This window comes from Bavariicoccus seileri WCC 4188 (genome assembly GCF_000421665.1).
Classification (GTDB): domain Bacteria; phylum Bacillota; class Bacilli; order Lactobacillales; family Aerococcaceae; genus Bavariicoccus; species Bavariicoccus seileri.
Map to the genome: position 1 here is coordinate 1 of NZ_ATXL01000040.1, position 20,954 is coordinate 20,954.

The window sequence follows — 20,954 nt, forward strand, 5'->3', positions numbered from 1 at the left end:
GCAGATCTAAGTTAGTAGCAGATCTAAGTTAGTAGCAGATCTAAGTTAGTAGCAGATCTAAGTTAGTAGCAGATCTAAGTTAGTAGCAGATCTAAACACAAAAACAGGAGTCTAGTTGTGATATCCTTCCTATATAGAACACTGTGTTTCCTTATCCTATATATGAGGATATCGCAGAAACCAAGACTCCTGTTTTTATCCTTACTTTCTTATCTATTCTACTTTATTCTACTTTACTCTTTTTCACCATTTAAACGAACAATTTCAATCAAGGTATCTCGTGCTTTTTCCATAGCCTCTAGTGTGATGAATTCAAACTGGCCATGAAAATTTTCTCCCCCAGTAAATATATTTGGAATTGGGATTCCCTTCAAAGAAATCTTAGACCCATCTGTCCCACCTCTAAACGGTTCAACAACTGGTTCTATCCCTAGATTCTTCATCGCTGTTACGGCTAAATCCACGACTTCTGGATGTTTATCGATGACTTGTCTCATGTTATAGTACTGATCTTTGATCGTGTAGGTGATTCGTTCACGGTCTAATGATTGATTCAGATTATTGATAATATCAATCAGTATTTTTTTGCGCTCAGCAAACTGCTCACTATCATGGTCTCTTATAATATAGGAAAGTTCAGCTTTGCCATTACTACCCACAAAATCATGAAGGAAATAAAACCCTTCATACCCTCTCGTTTTTTCAGGTACTTCATCCTGTGGCAGAGCTTGATCAATCGCTTCTCCTAGTTTAATCGCATTAACTAGTTGACCATAGGCCGTGCCGGTGTGAACCGCTGTCCCTTGAATCTCAATATCAATCTTAGCAGCATTAAAGGTCTCATACTCAAAATGTCCTACACGACCACTATCAATTGTATAAGCAAAGGCGACCGGAAAATCAGTCACTTCAAAACGATCTGCTCCACGACCAATCTCCTCATCAGGCCCAAAAGCTACCCAGATATCTCCACGCGAGATGTCAGGATGATCACGATAATACTCAAGTAATCCAAGGATTTCTGCAATACCCGCCTTGTCGTCTGCTCCAAGTAACGTATCACCACTGGTCGTGATCAGCGTTTCGCCTACATAATCAAACAAATTAGGAAATTCGCTCGTTCTGAGATAAACACCCAAATTCTTGTTAAGCAGTAGATCCTCTCCTGTGTAGTTTTCCCAAACGATTGGCTTGATGTTTTCAGCATTGTAGTCAGCTGTATCAAAGTGAGCAATAAAACCTATCGCCTCCTTATCCACCTGACCTGCTAGCCTTCCAATCACAAAACAATTCTTGTCATAGAACTGAATATGATCTAAACCAATCTCTTTCAATCTTTCTTCGACCACGTGAGCAAGCTCAATTTGCCCTTTAGTCGTTGGAATCGTCTCACTAGCCTCATCGGACCGCGTATTGATCTTCGCAAAGTTCAGAAAATCTGTCAACAGATTTGACACTCTCAGCACTCCTCGTAAAAAATATTTTGTAAGCACCCATTCGGTGCTGATTATAACCTAATCAATAATGATTTAAATAACGATTTAAATAACGATTTACTCGATATAAGCTGTTCTTAAATTGTAGTAATCGCCATAAGAATGGAAAACAATCCCTTTGACTTTCGTATCGATCAAGTAGCTAGCAGCACTTTGATACAATGGGACTTGACTGGCATCATCTTCTAATAAGATTTTCTCTGCAGCTTTGAAATCAGCAAAACTTGCATCGTCATCGTTTGCGTCCACTGTTATAGCTTTATCCACCAAGTCCGAGTATTCTTGATTGTCATAACCACCGTAATTATAAGACGATCCCGTCTTATACAGGTTGAAATAAGAATTGATCTCGCTGCTTCCAGCAATCCAGCCAGAGAGAGACAGTTCATAATCTTTATCTTTCCGTAATTGATTAACATTTGCTGCTGGTTGAGGTTTCAAATCAATCGTCAATCCCTCTAAGTTCTCTTGTAACTGAGATTGGATATACTCACCGACACGTTTATCTGTATCCGTATCTTTGATGATCAGGCTCAATGTCACACCATCTCCAACGACATCCTTTGCCTTTGCCCATTCTGACTTCGCTTCATCCAAGTCAAAGACATTGTATTCCCCACTGTATGCTCTAAAATCTTCACCAGTCTTACTATTGGCGTACAATCTTGCCGGTACTAAACCATTCAGTGGTGTTGACCCATCATTTAACACGCTAATAGCCAAGCCTTCTTTATCAATAGCTAAAGCAATTGCTTTTCTAACATGTACATTACCTAAGGCTTCAACTGCTACTTTGTTGAAATCTAAAAAGACATTAGCCACTTCCGGTTCAGACACAAAGAAATCTTGGTTATTATATTGACTAACATATTGCCCGCTGATCTTAGTCAAATCAATTTCATCACTCTCGAATAAACGGATACCTGTACTTTCCTCTTTCACAGTTGAACCGTTCACTTGATCTAGTTTAACTTCATCTGCGGCATAGTAATTGTCATTTTTCTTAAGCGTCCATGTTTCTGATGTTGAATCCCAATCGCTCAATGTAAATGGTCCTGAGTACAATAATGCGTCACTATTTTGACCATATTGATCACCTTGTTCCTCTACAAAGGCTTGGTGTTGTGGTGCAAGCCACGCAATCGAAATAACGGATAAGAACGATGGTTGTGGATTGACCAATTCAACCACAAACGTTTGATCATCTGGTGTTGATAAACCGATATCTTCGAATGACTTTTCACCATTTCGCACTTCTAAACTATTAACCACATTATCTAAAAGATAAGCATTTGGCCCAATCGTATCTGGATTAACCATTTTAGTCCAACTATACAAGAAATCTGCTGAAGTGATTGGATCACCATTACTCCACTTGATACCATCCTTCAAATGGAAAGTATACGTCTTTCCATCTTCACTGATATCCACTGATTCAGCTAACCCTGGAACTGGCTCACTCGTTTCATCTAAGCGATATAACCCTTCAAACAAATGCTGTGCTACCGTAAAAGTGACTTTATCTGTCGTTTGCGTTGTATCTAAAGTCGTCAACTGCGCTGACAAACTGACCCTAATATCCCGCTTTGATTCCCCATTACCTCCGTCGCTCGACCCATTGCCATTTGAATTACCACACGCTGCAAGTGATACCGCAGCTACTACAGTTAATACTAACTTTTGCCATCTCTTCATTACAATTCCCCCATTAATTATTATTTCTCATTACCTTTAACCTACATTGAAATGCGTGATTCGAATGGTTCCAATAGATCTTCTATAAGACTCTTAATAAAGATTCTTTGTAAAGTCCTTTGCAAGGTTCTATGTAAAGTCCCTTGTAAGCTTCTATGTAAAGTCCTATGTAAAACTCTTTATATAAATCCTATTAAAATCCTATAAAGAGTTTTAAACGAGATTCATCTACTTAGTTCTACTAAGAATCTTGTCCCAAAAACAAAAAAGCTTTCGTCTTTAGATGTCACAGTTAACATCTAAGGACGAAAGCTAGTCATTTTTAAATGATCTTAGTTCGCGGTACCACCTTGATTTGCGTTGCTGATTGTTAACAGTCCAAACATTAATGACCGTTACAAATACCAAACACACACTCTTATCAGTACAATAATACTGAACTGCTATAACAGGCAGACCTGGACTATCTTAAACCATTCGGACAGTCAACTCAGAGACCATTTTCACATCACTCATCGATATCCCTTTCACCAGACAGGACTCTCTTTAATCGAATCATAACCCTACTTTTCTCATCAACGTCATTTATAATATACTGTCATTAAATCACGTTGCGTATATCTTGTCAATCTAAACAGATGAACAACTAATCTTTCACCCGACAAACAACCTTATGAAAAGTAACTATACATCTTTTCTAGCAAGAATGAAGACCTTTAAGCCTTCCATTTCTTTTTATGTAATAAACTGAGATTGATCATATTGATAATGACAATGGTCAGCAAAAACAGTAAACTTACTTGCCATTTTTCAAGATAAGTTATGGTCATCGCTTCATTGAACAATATTTCAATACGCGAGGAAGTCTTTTTTTCATCTCAGCATCACGCGGGAATTTGATGACTATGACCATTTATCTATTGTTTGGAAATTCACTTAAACACCTTTACTTATAACAGAGCCGTGATATAATAACGACATGTTTAACGAATGATATTATCTATTTTATTACTTTTAGTTCGTATTTTAAAGGAGAGATTATGGAAACCTACTCACCTGACGTCAAATCAAAGCAAAAAAGCATGACTGTAAAAGACTTAACAGAACGCACTGTCGTTGGTCAACAAAATGACTTGCGTTACCAAGTAGATGATAATCCTGGATTTGTGCCTTCAGTTCTTCTCGGCTTTCAAAATGTCCTGACAGCTTTTGGTGGAATCATTGCTGTACCACTCGTCATTGCAGGAGTTGCAGGGCTCGATGTCACGATGACTGCTTTTACAGTCAGTGCAGGTTTATTAGTGTCTGGTATCGTTTCAATCATCCAATCTTATGGAGTTGGTCCTAAATGGTTTAAAGTTGGTTCAGGACTCCCGACGATTATGGGAACAGACTTTGGTTTTGTGGCTCCAGCCAATGCTGTCATCAATACAATGGGTGGTGGTATGGCAGGCTACGTCGGCGGAACATTTCTAGGTGCAATTATCGAAGTTGTCTTAAGCTACTTTATTAAACCTTTGATGCGTTTTTTCCCACCGGTAGTTACTGGAACGGTTATCACTTTAATGGGAATGACATTGATGCCTGTTGCCTTCGATTGGGTAGGAGGTGGCGCAGGTGCAGCTGATTTTGGCTCTCTTCAAAACATCACGATTGCTAGCTTTGTCTTTCTAGTAATCACCGTGATCAACCATTATGCACCAAAAAACATTGCTTCAGCTGCCGTCCTCATTGGGATGGCAATCGGCTACCTCGTGTGTATTCCCTTTGGCTTAGTAGACTTCGCTCAAGTCATTAATGCCCCATGGTTTGCTTTACCAAAAATCCTACCATTTGGCATCGACTTAAATCCAGCCTACATCCTCCCCTTCCTTGCAGGATATCTCGTCACTGTGATTGAAACCGTTGGTGTTGTACAAACTATTGGCCAAGTCACTTACCAAGAGTTAACTGACGACCAAATCGCTGCTGGCGTTCGCTGTGACGGTGTTGGCTCAATGATTGGACCAGTTCTAGGTAGTGGACCAGTCGCAACATTCAGTCAAAATGCTGGTCTGATTCCATTAACTAAAAATGCTTCCCGAATCGTTGCTATCTTTGGTGGAGTCATCTTGATCATCATGAGCTTATTCCCTAAATTTGCGACACTTGTTTCAATCATGCCAACCCCAGTTTTGGGTGGTGCTGGTATCTTACTATTTGGGACCGTTGCAGCCTCAGGAATCCAATCACTCTCTAAAGTACCTTATAATAACCGCAACCTGTTAATCATCTCCTCTTCACTAGCCATCGGACTTGGGGTGTCATTTAAACCAGAATTAACAGCATCATTACCAGGTATATTGAATGCTCTATTCTCTTCAGGTATCTCAGCTGGTACGATTGTAGCCTTGTTTTTGAATATTATCTTAGTTGAAAAGAAAGAGGATTAAACTAGCTACAACTCGTTTTGTTAGTAGCTTTAGATTTTATTTTTAAGCATCTATTACAGCATTTGTTTTAGTGTTTATTTTATAACAGCACCTATAAGCATATCTCCTATCAGACCTTTAATATGAAAAGAGGCAGCGACAAGAAATTTGTCGCTGCCTCTTTTACTACTGTAACAATAACTGAAACAATAACACTCACAATAGAAAAACACTATTCTGTTAAAATATCATCTAAACACAACGCATCATTTAACACGTCGTCTAGACAATTATATACTCTGCTCTAGACTATGCTCTACACCACACGCTACAATCATGCAGGCAATCTTCTGATGCAACTATATAATACCAGCAATAATAGGATCAACAGGACACCTAATCCCAATTGTGCGCCAATAGTCGTCACAGTCTTAAAATCACCTGGCAAGTGTTGTTGAGCTATATTCAAAATAGAGGCCACTAGCGCTGTCGCAAGTGCGCCTGCATATTGTTGCAGTGTGTTAAACAAGGCATTGCCATCTGGATGGTCTCCCGCTTTTAAGGCATTCATCCCTGTCGTCATTAAATTGCTATAACACAAGCCCGAGCCTATCATGTAGATGACATGGGCGATGATAAAGCCTATGATACTTGGATTATCTAGGACTGAGATCAAGCCAAGCCAGCCTAAGCTAGCAACCACCAGTCCGATAATGATTGGCTTTCTCGGTCCCACATGATCAAGTATTCTACCCGAAAAAGGTAATAAGACTGCTGAAATAATAGCTCCCGGGCAAAGGGTCAGTCCAGCAACAAGGGCACTTTCATTCTGTACCGTCTGCATAAAAGTTGGAATCACGAAAGACAAGCCCAATAACAACAGCTGACAGACCAAAAAACTGACCAAGCATAATCTAAAGTCACCCTGTCTTAAAACACTTAGTCTGATCAATGGCATAGCCACTTTCTTAGACCTAAAAATAAATAATACCAGTCCTAGCACACTGATAATTAAAGAAATTAATCCCATCCTACTTCCTGGTTCACTCAAAAAATAGAGAGAGCCCGAGAAAAATAGGACTAGTCCAATTAAACTCAAGCCATCTAGCACACCCGACTTTTCAACCGTTTCGTTTGGAATCGCATAAAGCCCTAAACCAAGAGACAGGATCAAGACCGGCACCAAAAACAAGAAAATATAATTCCAAGATAATGCTGCCGTCAAATAACCACCATACGTTGGGCCAATAGCTGGAGCAATGGCAGTCGTCAAGGTTCCAATACCAATCATTGTTCCCCGTTTTTCAACTGGAGACTGGCTGAGGATCACATGAAACATTAACGGTAATGCGATCCCAGTACCGACACCTTGTAGGAGCCGACCAAGCAACAGCATCAGGAAATTAACTGCATAAAAGTCTGTCACCAAGCCCGCTAGAAACATCAGATTTGAGAGCACAAACAACGTCCTCACACTCAATTGCTTCAGAAGATAAGGCAAGAGCGGCACGATGATTGAGATCATCAATAGGTAGATCGTCGTGACCCACTGCACTTGACCCGTCGTCACGCCAAAATCTTTAATCAGAGTTGGAAAGGTCACATTCATTGCCGTTTCAATTAATACCCCCGAAAACGACATAGCGCCCATCGCTAAGATTGCTGGTAATAATTTGTATGTTTTTATCTCATTCAAGTAACCACACCCTATACTAATTTAAACATTAGACCCCACATCACACGAAAAGACGGCTTCTATATAAACTAGAAACCGCCTTTATAATCAGTACTTAAGCCACTCGGCCTAAGTGCTATCTGTACGATTTGATCTATTACTATTTTAGAATATCCATCCTATTTTAGCAATTACTTCTCTTAATCAACTTACTAGCTTGATACTTAATACCAAGCGGGTTTATCGCCATCAGTATGTGGTTTATTGATCCCGAGTGATGCTCTTTGGTATTGAGACGGGTCTTTGATCAATGACCGCACTAAAGCAGCCACAGATTTTCGTGATACCTCCGTCCCCTTAAAGGGCTCCCCTTTTTGTGTCAGTTCATAATCAATTTCATTCTTGTTCGTTAACCAAGCCAATCTAACAATCGTGTAATCAAGCTCTGACGCTTCAATTAAATCCACTGCCTCACCATAACGTTCTAAAAGGGCACTATCTAACATGTTATGATTCCATTCCCCAAATGAACCAGGAACCTCATCATAAACACCTAAAGCTGATAACCAAATTAAACGCCTAACACCTGTATGAGTCATCGCTTCTATAATGGCTCTAGCTTCTTCAACGACATCTGGACCTGCTAGATTAGCATAAACGATGTCAGCAGTCGCCACCGCTTGTTCCAATACGTCGAGATGACGCACATCGCCCTCAATAATAGCTTCTTTACTATCATCTCTCAGCCTCAACCGCTCACTGTCTCTCAAGTAGTGACTCTGATAAATATCACTTTCTCTCAGGAACATCTCGCTCACTCTTCTGGCTATCCTACCGTTTGCACCAAGAATCAATACATTTCGCATAACCCACTTTTTCTTCTTATCTTGAATGACCTGCTGAATGATCTACTAAAAGAAGTAAATCATGGTCATCCTCCATCTCTCATATTATTATCCTATGGCTTTTTAACGAAAAGCTCAAGAAAAGTGGTTTTATAGCTACATTAACAAATGCAAACAATCGCACAAAAGCTAGTTCATAGAAAAAATATCAGTAGCTGTTTGATAAAAAGACTATCAATAGCTACTGACCATGAATCATTTATCGGGAACTGTTTTCTCATTTAATTTTGGAATAAAATCATCTACAAATTGAAATTTATCTCGGCGTGTAATATATAAAAAACCAAAAACCGAAAAAGTGACAGCTCCAACGAAATTGACGATCAAATCTTTCATTGTATCAATGATCCCGATATCTAGGTAGCCACCCTCGACTAATTCGGTCTTCATCTGGTCTCCATCTTGATAATAGATCACCGTATGATCGATGTTTTCGATGATCACAGGCACATTCTTTCTTTCAGGATTGAGGTCTACCGAAGATAATTTTTGGATAATACGGTCTTTTTGCATATCCTTATTGAACAATTGGTCTCCCGCAAACTCAAAAAATTCCCATAAGACACCAATCGTCATCGAAAAACAGAAAGCCACAAGAGCCACAAACCACGGGGACATGCTGATATGAAACAAATTCCGTTGGTTAATGATATCAATTAATGAAAACCCAATAGCTGCAGCCAAGAAACCATTAACAGTATGAAGAATCGTATCCCACTGTTTGAATGTCCCATAGAAATTACTGATTTCGCCAAGTATTTCGGCCGAAAAAATAAAAATTAGGATTGTAATTTCCAAAACGATCGGCAAACTCACATTTAACCGTTTTTCCAAAAAGTTCGGAATTAAAAATAGGAAAAGAGTCAATACGCATAAAAAGGCACTATTCCAGTTTCCAATAAAAAGTTGTCTGATTAAAACACTTAAGACAATCACCCTAAAACCGACATAGACATATTTCTCAATGTTACTCTTCATTCTCTCCTCCATACCATGGATCACTTGTCACCATCAGCTGTTGATCGACTGCCGAAAGTAAAATGTCCGCTGGATCATCGTTTAAATAGGTAATATACAAGCGTTCCATCGCTCTCGACATCTGTGTGTACAGTACCTTATAATCTTTTTTGGATTGATATGCCTCTTTCGACACATCATACACCAAGACATTATCAAACTCTAACCCTTTGGCTAAGCAAATTGGGAGCACTGTAACACTACATTTTTCGCTGTCTTTTTTTACCCACTTCATATCTGGTCCCAGTATTTCTTTTAAGCGATTAGCTTGTTGTTGCGTTTTTGTAAGGATAGTTAGGGAATCTAAATTATCTTTTGTAATAATCGCAGACACAATCTCACTAATATCATTTGACTCATCTTGGGCCCACAAGACAGGCAATTCCCCTTTTGGTCGAACTGGAATAATATCAATACTTTCTGATGGTTCTTGACCATTGTTTTTTAGCACATGGCTAAACAAGTTTGTAATGGCTCCGCTAGACCGGTAGCTGTTCAAAAGATCATAGCGTTCTAGGCTCTTCTGGTTGGTTTTAAATAAAGTCGCAATCTGGTCAAATGGTGAATAGGAATTAAAAATAGCTTGATTCTCATCACCAACTGCTGTAAAGCGTGCTTTGGGAAACAGTTCAAATAAAAGCGCCAATTGAGCGACTGTATAATCTTGTATTTCATCAATCAAAACAAAGCGAATCGTCCGTTCTTCCAAACGTTCCACATAAAAGTGTTTAATCAACAATAATCCGACTGCTTCATCAAGTGTAACTGTATTTTCGTCTTGCCAAACATATGTCTCACCCTCTAACTCAGCGTAGATAGTTGCAAACAAGTCACGGTAATCGAGCCACTTATAGTGGGCAATACTAGAACGAACACTCCCATATTTACGATCTAGTAGCTGATAGCCATATCGCAAAACACTTTGTGTAGAATCATCAGCAATTTCACTCCCAAAATACTTACGTTGTAGCCCTTCCGAAAGCGATAGCACTTGATTCTGAATAGCGTCACTTTTAGCAGTCTTTTGTAGCTGACGCGTCCAATAAGTTGCTATTTTATTTTTCGTAGCTTGCAAGCGTTCTGAATAGGAAAGTAGCGGATCTGTCTCTTCATAGAATCGTTTAATTCTTTTTTTTGAGATAACGATTTTTCCACGGCTCGTGATTGCCTCAAAAGAAGTAGCTGTCGTTTTGAGAAGTTCCCCTGCTTCCTTTATTGCAGTAACAAAACGAAGTGATCTAATGACGTTGATTTCTTGAGATAAACTGGATTGACTGACACGTTCAAAGTAAACAGGCTCTTTTTCAACCATTAATCCCAAGTTATCTGATACATACCTCAATAATGTCAAATTAAGCGGATTCTTCTCCCCCAAATTAGGCAAGACATGTGACAAGTAATGCACAAAAGAATCATTAGGCGAAAAAATAATCATGTTATCAGCTGACACTTCTGCTCTTAAATTATAGAGCAGATAGGCGATACGCTGCATGATTGTCGAAGTTTTACCACTACCAGCGATGCCATTTACCAAAATATTGGGATGAACCTGATCTCTGATAATCTGATTTTGTTCCTTCTGGATAGTCGCCGTAATATCTTGCATGAACCCTGTATCATCTGTCTCTAATACCTTTAACAAGATGTCATCTTGGATAGCGACCGTCGTATCGAAAAAGCGGAGTAGCTGGTTCTTTTTAATGATGAATTGGCGTCTATTCTCAATTGAAACAGAAATATCCTGATCATTAACCCTATAACCAGATGGACCAGTCTCGTTGTTGTAGAACAACTCAGCTATTGGTGCACGCCAGTCATAAATCAAGTCTGCTCCTTCACCGTTACTAAAGTTGTTCGTCCCGATGTAGAAAAATTCCACTGGTTCTTGTTCTAAGAAATCCACTCCGATTTTTCCAAAATAAGGTGACCGCAACAAATTCACAATTCTTTTCAGTTGTTCAGACGTCAATTTGAGTTGAAAATTAACTTGATCGATTTCCCGGTTCTTGGACTCCAACATGGCATATGTTTCTAAACTATCCGAATCATTGCTAAAATTGAGACTCAAATCTCCAGACATCGCTTTGATTTGAGATAACCCACTATCTTTGGTTTGATCTAAATAGTCTTCTAGACGATTCTTAGCTTTTAGTAGTTCTTCATACACTTGATCCAAGTAAACTTGTTCTTTTTGTGATTCTGTTGACGTCATTCAAACTCTCCTTTATAAACTCTTAGAGAAAGAAACTATAATGTAACGAGATACAGTTTACCATAAAATAGTTGTCAACCGATAGTGACTAAAGTCCTAAAAAAGCCTTTGTCATTAGCTTTTTATACAAAAAAAGAGTTGTGACAAAAATATCACAACTTCTTTTTGCTATAGGCCATTCGCCTATCTTGAAAATGCGGCAACACATTTCTCACAGAGACCGAATATTTCAAAGCGATGACTTTCTATTTTGCATCCGGGTAACCGATCTTGAAAGAAATCCATTGGACACATTTCGATTTCTCGACTTGCCCCACACTTCGTGCAAATGAAGTGGTGATGGTGGCCAATATGACCGCCGCCACATTGATATTTGAATTTCATCTCACCATTTATCTCGGTTTCTTCAACCAGGTTAATCACTGAAAAATCATGTAGATTACGATAGACTGTATCATAACTAATCGTAGGAAAAATAGGTTTCAATAACTCAAACATTTCCCTAGCTGATAGATAGCCATCGCGATCTATCAGATTCGTCAACATCGTCTCTCTCTTTTTGGTATGCTTATAACCATGTTTATCCAATTGTTTTAAAGCATCTTCAATAGAATGATCATGACTCATAGTTATACTTCCTTTTTGATTGTCCCAATAGTGCTTTATCACATCATATTATACCACATTCAAAACACTTGACTCAAAAAGAAGAGCCACCGTAAGAGGTTAGTTTCTTTCATCAGATTGAGATTGTTCGGCTAACTGCCTACCTGATGACTCTGTGTTACTTGATCGTGATATATTATTTAATCGTTAATTTCAAATTCTCAAGGTTTTGTTCCATTACAGTGATGTAATCAACACCCTTAGCTAAATCATCATCCGAAATACCTTCTAGTGGACTTAATACTTCTGTTTTAGCGCCAGTTTCTTTAGCTAATGTTTCTGATACTGCACTAGTAGCATTTTCTTCAAAATAGATGACAGAGATTTGATTCTCGTCGACAAATTCCTTGAGCTCAGCTACACGCTTTGGACTTGGTTCTTCTTCTGGAGATAATCCAGCAATAGGTTGTTGGATAAGATCATAGCGTTTTGATAAGTAGCCAAAAGCGGCATGTTGTGTCACAAATGTCCGATTCTTAGCATCTTTCAATTCAGTTTCAAATTTTTGGTTCAAATCTTCTAATTTGCCAACTAATTCATCACTATTCTTTTCCCATGCTTCTTTATATTCTGGGTATTTAGCCACTAAAGCCTCAGTGATTGTCTTGACTTCTTGTTGTGCCAAAACGGGGTCCAACCAGACATGTGGATCAAACTCATGTTCATGATCATGACCTTCTTCATGTTCTACATCGTCGTGGTCTTCGTCTTCATGGCCTTCTCCTTCATGATCGTGGTCATCTTCTTCAGAACATTCCATCAAATCGATATCTTTGGTAGCTTCTATTACCGTCGTCTTTTCTGTATCTAATCCATCAACAATAGATGGCACCCAGGTTTCCATGTATTCACTGTTATAAACAAAAGCATCAGCATCAGTAATACCAGCCACTGCTTTTGCAGATGGTTCATAATCATGGGGTTCTGTCCCACCACTGATCAACATAGAGACATCAGCATCATCCCCAACAATACCCTTTGTAAAGTAATACATTGGATAGAAGGTTGTTACAATCGATATATCCGATTGTTCGCTAGTAGTATCATCAGCCGAGTCATTATTGCCATTTCCTGAGTCACTTGTATTATTTCCACAACCAAGTAATGCTAAGGCACTGAAAGCAGTTATCAAAACCGTTTTAAGTGATTTTTTCATTCTATCATCCCTTTAAATAATTTACTTTCTGTTGCTACAATTCTTGTAAATCGTAACTATTCCGCTTTGTTATCTTACTACTCTAACTTAAATTTGACAAGTAGTTTCACCATGACTCTTTCTTTTCAGAAAAATTAAACTCTTATTTAACTTCTGTAAAGACAGCTTTTTTTCTAAGCTTTGGAGAGTATTTTTGGAGAGTTAGTTTATCTGGTGTATTTTTCTTATTTTTGCTCATTAAATAAAGACGTTCGCCAGTCTCTTTGCATTCTAACAATATATGTTTTCTCATTTTGAATTCCTCCTAATTATGCGTTACCACTTTTTTTCGCTTTAGCTGCTCTTAAAATTTTTTTCGCCCGACGTTTTGTCTTGATATTTTTATTTTTAATATTTCTATAGGCAGTTGAAACATCTGTTTTTTCCACAATGATTCCTTCTTTCTATTGGCTTTACAGTTAGTCGTAGTAACCCCTTGTCACCATAAAACGTATCCGTTACGTTTTACAATGATACTATGAAAAGTGCTATATGGCAAGTAAAAATAGAAAATCATTTGCTCTTAACTTCTTATAGTCCTCACTAAACTATCCAAAAATGTTTCAAAAGCCATTCAAAAGCCATCCTAAGACGATTAAAACTTGCCAAATAAAAAAGCAGTTCTTCCATTTTTTGGAAAAACTGCAGTCAAACAAATCTTTTTACTTCTATATAAAGAAGCCTCTTTATTTTAAGAAAGCGATCGATCAGCGTAACACTTAATGATCGTCTTACGCGTAATGATACCTACAAATTTGTGTCGATCATCTACCACAGGCACAAAATTCTGATCCATTACTTTTAAGAGTACCTCTTTTAAAGGTGTATCTATGGTCGCAGCAGGATTGAAAGGTTTTCTGATGATATCCCTAATTTGACCTTTTTCTTGATCATGTAACGAATTATTCTCATCATCAATCAGATGCCATAACAAATCTCCCTCTGTTAATGTTCCAATATAATCACCATCATCTGATAAAACTGGAATAGCACTGTAACCATGGAATCGCATTTTCTCTAAACCTTGTCGTATGGTAGAGTTTTCATTTAAAGTAGCCACAGTCGCTTTTAACGTCAATAAAGAGGCGACAGTAACATGGGCATATAATTTAGTTTGTTCAAATTGATTACTATTATCTGTTGGTACCTTAGTCGTCATTTTTAGCGTCTCCTACTCTGTTGATGGCAAATTTTACACGGTGCTAATCGACATAAATTTGATAACCTTTACTCAATCTACTCCATTAATCGTAACGATAACTAGCAAATAAATCAATCTTAATACCCTAACTTATCAGATATTTAATAGTAGGAATAATAGTAGGGAAATAGCAGGAAAATAGTTAGAATAAACTAATGGTTAGGATTTCAGTAACAACTATTAGACGGTAGTAAACAGCAAAAAGGATGCAGATTCCTCTTAACTCTGAGGAACATCTGCATCCTTTACAGTTTCAATAATAATTATTTTTCTGGTGTATCTTGTGATAAGCCTTCGTAGATTTTAGATAAGTTCCATTCCATCATGGCATAATAGCTATCTCCGTCTTCTCCAGGTTCAGCAACTGAATCGGTAAAGATTTTAGCATAGATTGGCAATCCGGTATCCGATGAAATAGTTTCCATAGGACGTTCATCGACACTACTTTCTACGAATAGCACTGGAACATCAGAATCACGCAACTTACGAACTAATGTTTTGATTTGATCAGGTCTCCCTTCTTCTTCTGTATTGATCTCCCAGATATAAGCTGCCGGAACATCATAAGCTTTAGAGAAATATTTGAAACATCCTTCACTAGTCACAATCAGTTTTTTAGACTCAGGAATCGAATCGAACTCCGTCTTAGCTTGTTCATTCAAAGCAGATAGCTTACCAACATAATCATCTAGATGTTCTTGGTAATAATCTTTGTTATCAGGATCTTTGGCGATCAACTGTTTCGCGATATTCTCAGCATAAACAATCCCATTATCCAAATTTAACCACGCATGAGGGTCTTCCTTGCCGCCGTCACTTTCACCTTCTAAATAGATGACCTCGACGCCGTCACTGACAGCAAAGTAATCTTCATTCTCTTTTTTACCAGCATTATCAACTAATTTGGTGAACCAAGCATTACCACCAGTCTCTAAGTTGATGCCATTATAAAAAATCAAATCTGCAGTTGTCGTTTTAGTTACATCTTCAGGTAGTGGTTCGTATTCATGGGGATCCTTACCAACTGGCACCATACTGTGTAATTCAATCTTATCTCCGGCGATATTTTTGATCATATCAGCAATGATTGAATTCGTAGCCACAACTTTCAGCTTGTCGTTATCCGGCCAAGCATTAGTCGTATTGTTTTCGCTTTTTCCACAAGCGGTTAAGATGAATAAGGCTAAAAATGACAAGCCTATTAATTTAAAACATTTACTGAATCTCTGCATGTTTTTTATTAACCTTCTTTCCGAAAAAGTGTTGTTTAGGTGAGAAAATGAAACCAATCAAGAAGAATGCTGCTACTGTTAAAACGATGCTAGATCCAGCAGCGATGTTGTATGAATATCCGATAAATAAACCTACTAAGGAAGCCAATGCTCCCAAAAATGATGAGAGAAAAATCATCGATTTCAAACTATTTGTAAAGAGGTAAGCTGTTGCAGCAGGTGTAATCAACATGGCAACAATCAAGATTGTCCCGACACTTTGCATAGCCGTTACGGCAACTAGAGTCAACATTACCATCAACAGATAATGATAGAATTTAACATTCATTCCAAAGGCTTGCGCCATGGTTGGGTCAAATGATGTAATCAATAATTCTTTAAAGAACAATGCGATAACTGCTAAAACGATAATTGCAACCACAATAGTGACCCACTTATCAAAATTCTGTACTGCCAAAATATTACCAAACAAGATATGGAATAAATCTGTTGAACTGTTCGCAACCCCAATCAAAATAACACCTAGAGCTAAGAAAGAACTAAAGGTTATCCCAATGGCAGTATCTCCTTTAATCACGCTATGATTACCAATAAACGTAATGATTAATGACGCTAATATACCTGTTATAATAGCACCGATAAAGAAGTTGATGCCTAGCATGAAGGAAATCGCAACACCTGGAAGAACTGCATGAGAAATGGCATCTCCCATGAGTGACATCCCTCTAAGAATGATAAAACAACCGACAGTTCCTGATACAATTCCGATAACCAAAGCCGTCACTAAGGCATTTTGTAAAAATTGGAATTCTTGTAATCCTGAAATGAAATTACTTATCATTTTTGTTGCCCCCTTGGATCACGACATTGTCTCCATAAGCTTTTACCAAGTTTTCTGGTGTAAAAACGTCAGTCGTCTTACCAATCGTAATCAATTCTTTGTTTAGGATCACGAGATTATCAAAGTAAGCCTTTACCTTGCTAAGATCATGATGGACGATCAAAACCGTCTTCCCATTTTCTTTCAATTCCTTCAAAATCCGCATAATGATTGCTTCACTCACTGAATCTATCCCTACAAACGGTTCATCTAGAAAAATGTATTTAGCACCTTGCACCAAACAACGTGCCATTAATATCCGTTGAAATTGACCTCCGGATAACTCGCTGATCTGACGCCCTGCAAAATCCGCAAGGCCGACATCATCCAACGCTTCATCAACATTCTTCCAATCCTTAGCCTTAGGCCGTCTGAACAGACCCAGGTTAGGATAAACACCTAGAGACACACATTCGCGGACAGTGATTGGAAAGGTATAATCAACGTGTGATTTTTGCTCAACAAAAGCGATTTGTTTCAATTCCTTTGTGGCATCCTCGCCATCTATTGTGATTTTTCCACTATGTGACACGAGATTCAAAATGGACTTCATCAGAGTAGATTTACCAGCACCATTAGGTCCAATGATTCCCGTGACACTCCGCTCAGAAAACGTCAGATTAATATCATCGAGGGCTTTGACACCATTTGGATAGATCACGCTAAGACGTTTGATATCTATCACTATAACTCCTCCTTTCATATTTTTTAGTAGTCTTAAATTTAATAGCCTTAAATAATTTGTTGTTCAAAATTAAGTTAACTTAATTTTTGTAATAAGTAAACTAAATATTGTGTTTTTGCGAAATAAAAATCGTTATGCCATCCCTTTTGTAATCTTCACATCATTGATTGCATTTTCTTACACATGCCAATCGATATCTTCTAAAAATGGTCCATAAATCGTCTCTTTTTATATACTCACATACCGTCACACATCGTCACTTTTTGTAAACTGTCACAAAAAAAGAAGTTGTCTACTTGGACACCTTCTTTCTCATGACTGCTGTTTAGAGATTCTATCTGATTCACTTGTCGGTCTCGTGATGGAAAAAGCAATCTTTTGCGCTTGTTCTTCGTCCACACCCGCCTCTATTTGAGTTGATTCCTCTAGCAAATCCCCCCACTCCTCTTGATGAGCTTTGACAAAGGCTTCCGCTTCTTTTCTAATTGCTTTCAAGTCTACACCTTGTTGAGAAGCCGCAAAAACACACCCACAGTAACACTGACGGTAGACGTCATATTCTTTACACATCTCAATCGACCTTAAATAACCGTTATTTTTCTTGAAATCACTTGGTAAGTAATTGACCGAATAAATTTTTTGGATATCCATTCCAACTGAATTGATGACCTGCGAATTCTTCTTTGGCGAAATCGTCAAGGCACTACCAAAATAATCGAACCCTCTCTTGGCCGCTTGTTCGGCAACTAAATCTAGCCGCATTTGAAAACAAGCCGAACACCGTTTACCACCTTCTGGTTCATGTTGTAACTCTTGAGACATAACCATCCTGGCAAATTTTGATGGCTCGTATGGTGCCTCGATAAAACCGACAACATTGCCAGTTTTTTCATTGAAATCAGAAATAAACTTTCGTTGAACCAATGCGCGGCGTTCATATTCACTCCGTGGATAAATGTTCGAATTAGCAAAATAAACCGTTACATCCGCATATTGGGTCAAAAACTCCAAGGTATACGTGCTACAAGGCGCACAACAACTATGGATTAAAATAGAAGGACGCGCTTCTTCCTTCTCCCATACCTTGATCATCTGACGCAACACACGATCATAGTTGATTTTTTGATTTTTCATTCGCTCTAAAAATGGTTGAGCTTCGATCACATGACTCACCTCGTTGATTGTTCAAGTGTATAACAAAAAATTTATGGTAAAAAGTATTCTCCACTGCTACTCATCAAATAAAATAAACTCCTTGTACTTACGACCGAGAATGGAAAGAATGATATTTAGCCCCACCATCGATTCCATTGGGACAACCTCTTTTGGCGGTAGTTCTGTCGTTTCATAATAGAGTTGGAAAGTAGCATGCTCACTCAAGAAACTTTTCTTAAATTTAGTCACACTACAAATTGGAACCTCATTGTAGTTTAAGGTCGTCACAATTTGACGAATATGATTGGTATTGCCCCCTAAAGAGGTCACAATCACCAAATCTTTTGGGGTCAAGTTTTGTGCTACTAACCTAAAATTACTTTCACCTGATACAAGATAATTAGGTCTACCAGATAATACTAGATCATTCGAAAACTCTTTAGAATAATTATTTTGGCTAAAACCAGTCGCATAAATCAAAACTGTTGAGGCCGTTTTTAGTTTATCTAGCAAGGGTTGAAAGTTCGTTTGTTCTGCGTATTGAAAGGTTTTTAGTATTTCTTGTTTTAACTCACCTGTCAAGTCACTTGGTGCTATAAAAGTATCATGAAGTGATTGCTCTAAGCTGTATTTGAAGTCAGAGTAACCTCTAAACCCTAATTTTTGCACTAACCTTAATACAGTGCTTTTAGATGACAGCAATCTTTCTCCAAGATCAACAATTGATAATGAAATGACTTCTTCGCGGTTCTTTTTGATATATTGGACCATTTCTTTATCACTTGTTGATAAACCATCATAGTTCAATTGTATTTGTTGGTTAAAATCCATTGGGTCCTCGCTTTTGTATGGTGTCCTAATAATTGATTTCGTTACCTACTCATTTGTCCGCTTTGCTACATCTTTTATTGGCACCAACACCTGTACCACCACTCTAGTCGTTAGTATACCATAGAATAATGATTCCCTTTTAAAAAAGAACCTATATGCGATAGGTTCTTTCATACTAAATATCTTTTAATCCATGAGCCTAGTTTTTCAAAAAAGCTACAAACATGCTATTGGTGATGACGTAGTGAATCGTTAGTATCTCGTTTTATTTTGAGAGGTATACAAGCGCTTCGTATGGTCTTAAACTTACAGTTCTATCAGGCCATTCTTTCGAAGAGTCCTCATAGTTTGATAATAGCAATCTTCCTTTTATACCTTCAACTTCTTGTGGAGGTACAAAGTTCACCGTATAGGGACTGAATGAACAGATAACCAGCATCTTTTGGTCATTGTATTCTCTGATATAAGCATAAATATCTGAATCATCTGCGGCAATCAGCTGATAACGTCCATGCACAATGATAGGAAATTCTTTACGTAATGCAATTAACCGTTGGTAGTGGTAGAAAACAGAAGTTGAATCTTTAAGTGCATCACTGACGGTGATTTGAGCGTTATCAGGAGAGTAATCTATCCAAGGTTTCCCAGTTGAAAAACCATACCCTAGTGAATGATCCCAAGGCATTGGCGTTCGTGCATTATCTCTAGATTTGAGATAAACAGCTTTTTTAATGAACTGATCAGACTCCTTAGCTTCCCTCATTGTTTGGTAAAAATATTTCGTTTCGATGTCTTGATAAGAAGCAATGGAATCGAACGGGACGTTTTTCATTCCTATTTCTTCTCCTTGATAGATATAAGGAGTTCCTTTCATCATATGTAGCAAGGTTCCTAGCATTTTGGCAGATAATTCGCGATAGTCACCGTCATCTCCAAAGCGTGTCACAGCACGAGGTTGATCATGGTTGCTCCAATATAAAGCATTCCAACCATGATCCAATTCTTCTTGCCATAAGGTCAACACCTTTTTGAGATCACTTAATTTAAAACGGATATCCGAAAATTTTCCCCATATCGACCATAGTCGAGATGCATGTGATCAAAATGAAAAACCATATCTAACTCTGATCGTTCTGGAAACGTATATAACTTTGCTTGTTCGCTTGTCGTATTAGGGGTTTCTCCCACAGTCATTACCTCAAAATCCTTAAGAACTTCTTGATGCATTTCTTGTAGAAATTCATGTACACGCGGTCCGTTTGAAGCACCGACATAATACGATTTTGTATAAGGAAGACTTTTAGGGGCATCAGGATAGGTTGGATCTTTACTGATTAGACTGATGACGTCCATTCGAAACCCGTCGATTCCTAATTCGAACCAGCGCCTCATCATGCTATAAATACTTTCTCTGGTTCTGTTGCAAAGTTTTAAATAAAGAATAAAATCCCTTACGGTATCTATGATTTAAGCTGGGATTCCCAATAATACCTTGATTTCAGTACAGACCGAAAACCCGAAGAGAGTGCCTTCTTTTCGGGTTTTCTTATATAATCCTCGAATGGCTTCCATGCCTTTAATCGTGGTAGAGGCAGTGCGTAAACTTCGATAGAATTTATTGCGTCTCTTTACTGGACGATGGTCTTGTTCAATCAAATTATTCAGGTATTTAATGGTACGATGTTCTGTCCCTTGATA

The 20,954-nt window shown here is 38.1% G+C and carries 20 protein-coding genes; 1 reads left to right on the forward strand and 19 read right to left on the reverse strand.

What is annotated here, in order from left to right:
- Positions 1–233: 233 nt before the first annotated feature.
- Together pepT and H541_RS0108415 are read right to left on the reverse strand one after the other, a co-directional pair.
- Positions 234–1,457 (reverse strand): peptidase T, encoded by a 1,224-nt coding sequence (pepT, locus tag H541_RS0108410; RefSeq protein ID WP_022796880.1) that lies wholly within the window; start codon positions 1,455–1,457, stop codon positions 234–236.
- 96 nt (positions 1,458–1,553) lie between these two features.
- On the reverse strand, positions 1,554–3,191 hold the full coding sequence (locus H541_RS0108415; RefSeq protein WP_022796881.1) for a peptide ABC transporter substrate-binding protein: 1,638 nt from the start codon (positions 3,189–3,191) through the stop codon (positions 1,554–1,556).
- A 1,040-nt stretch (positions 3,192–4,231) separates the two neighbouring features.
- Here H541_RS0108415 and H541_RS0108420 point away from each other — a divergent pair.
- Positions 4,232–5,623 (forward strand): uracil-xanthine permease family protein, encoded by a 1,392-nt coding sequence (locus H541_RS0108420; RefSeq protein WP_022796882.1) that lies wholly within the window; start codon positions 4,232–4,234, stop codon positions 5,621–5,623.
- A 313-nt stretch (positions 5,624–5,936) separates the two neighbouring features.
- Here H541_RS0108420 and H541_RS0108425 read toward each other — a convergent pair whose 3' ends face one another.
- From H541_RS0108425 to H541_RS0108505, 17 genes are all read right to left on the reverse strand, one after another.
- Complete coding sequence (locus H541_RS0108425) at positions 5,937–7,298, reverse strand: MFS transporter (protein ID WP_022796883.1); 1,362 nt, start codon at positions 7,296–7,298, stop codon at positions 5,937–5,939.
- A 203-nt stretch (positions 7,299–7,501) separates the two neighbouring features.
- On the reverse strand, positions 7,502–8,143 hold the full coding sequence (locus tag H541_RS0108430; protein ID WP_022796884.1) for an NAD(P)H-binding protein: 642 nt from the start codon (positions 8,141–8,143) through the stop codon (positions 7,502–7,504).
- Positions 8,144–8,377: 234 nt separating this feature from the next.
- Complete coding sequence (locus H541_RS0108435) at positions 8,378–9,160, reverse strand: DUF2238 domain-containing protein (protein WP_022796885.1); 783 nt, start codon at positions 9,158–9,160, stop codon at positions 8,378–8,380.
- On the reverse strand, positions 9,150–11,411 hold the full coding sequence (helD, locus tag H541_RS12105) for an RNA polymerase recycling motor HelD (RefSeq protein ID WP_022796886.1): 2,262 nt from the start codon (positions 11,409–11,411) through the stop codon (positions 9,150–9,152). Before helD ends, H541_RS0108435 begins: the two co-directional genes overlap by 11 nt.
- Before the next feature lie 183 nt (positions 11,412–11,594).
- Positions 11,595–12,038 (reverse strand): Fur family transcriptional regulator, encoded by a 444-nt coding sequence (locus H541_RS0108445; protein ID WP_022796887.1) that lies wholly within the window; start codon positions 12,036–12,038, stop codon positions 11,595–11,597.
- Between the two features lie 175 nt (positions 12,039–12,213).
- On the reverse strand, positions 12,214–13,233 hold the full coding sequence (locus tag H541_RS0108450; protein ID WP_022796888.1) for a metal ABC transporter substrate-binding protein: 1,020 nt from the start codon (positions 13,231–13,233) through the stop codon (positions 12,214–12,216).
- Between the two features lie 142 nt (positions 13,234–13,375).
- Entirely contained in the window at positions 13,376–13,525 is a 150-nt protein-coding gene (gene rpmG, locus H541_RS0108455) for a 50S ribosomal protein L33 (RefSeq protein WP_022796889.1), read from the reverse strand.
- Between the two features lie 16 nt (positions 13,526–13,541).
- Positions 13,542–13,661, reverse strand: a complete 120-nt coding sequence (locus H541_RS13435; protein ID WP_022796890.1) for a putative metal homeostasis protein — start codon at positions 13,659–13,661, stop codon at positions 13,542–13,544.
- Positions 13,662–13,963: 302 nt separating this feature from the next.
- Positions 13,964–14,431, reverse strand: coding sequence for a CBS domain-containing protein (locus tag H541_RS0108470; RefSeq protein ID WP_022796891.1), 468 nt, complete (start codon positions 14,429–14,431; stop codon positions 13,964–13,966).
- Between the two features lie 305 nt (positions 14,432–14,736).
- Complete coding sequence (locus H541_RS0108475) at positions 14,737–15,705, reverse strand: metal ABC transporter substrate-binding protein (RefSeq protein WP_022796892.1); 969 nt, start codon at positions 15,703–15,705, stop codon at positions 14,737–14,739.
- A complete protein-coding gene (locus H541_RS0108480) occupies positions 15,689–16,546 on the reverse strand; it encodes a metal ABC transporter permease (RefSeq protein ID WP_022796893.1) in 858 nt (285 codons plus the stop codon). The genes H541_RS0108475 and H541_RS0108480 overlap by 17 nt, the downstream gene beginning before the upstream one ends.
- Positions 16,536–17,270: a metal ABC transporter ATP-binding protein gene (locus tag H541_RS0108485; RefSeq protein WP_022796894.1), complete on the reverse strand. Its 735-nt coding sequence runs from the start codon at positions 17,268–17,270 to the stop codon at positions 16,536–16,538. Before H541_RS0108485 ends, H541_RS0108480 begins: the two co-directional genes overlap by 11 nt.
- Before the next feature lie 312 nt (positions 17,271–17,582).
- Entirely contained in the window at positions 17,583–18,434 is an 852-nt protein-coding gene (locus tag H541_RS12110) for an epoxyqueuosine reductase QueH (RefSeq protein ID WP_022796895.1), read from the reverse strand.
- Positions 18,435–18,500: 66 nt separating this feature from the next.
- The gene (locus tag H541_RS0108495; protein ID WP_022796896.1) at positions 18,501–19,256 is read right to left on the reverse strand and encodes a MurR/RpiR family transcriptional regulator; all 756 of its coding nucleotides are present in this window, start codon (positions 19,254–19,256) and stop codon (positions 18,501–18,503) included.
- A gap of 265 nt (positions 19,257–19,521) precedes the next feature.
- Positions 19,522–20,280 (reverse strand): alpha-amylase family glycosyl hydrolase, encoded by a 759-nt coding sequence (locus H541_RS13725; protein ID WP_276202762.1) that lies wholly within the window; start codon positions 20,278–20,280, stop codon positions 19,522–19,524.
- 14 nt (positions 20,281–20,294) lie between these two features.
- Complete coding sequence (locus H541_RS13655) at positions 20,295–20,651, reverse strand: alpha-amylase family glycosyl hydrolase (RefSeq protein WP_276202763.1); 357 nt, start codon at positions 20,649–20,651, stop codon at positions 20,295–20,297.
- 72 nt (positions 20,652–20,723) lie between these two features.
- On the reverse strand, positions 20,724–20,954 hold a 231-nt coding region (locus H541_RS0108505), incomplete at its 5' end, for a DDE-type integrase/transposase/recombinase (protein ID WP_022796897.1).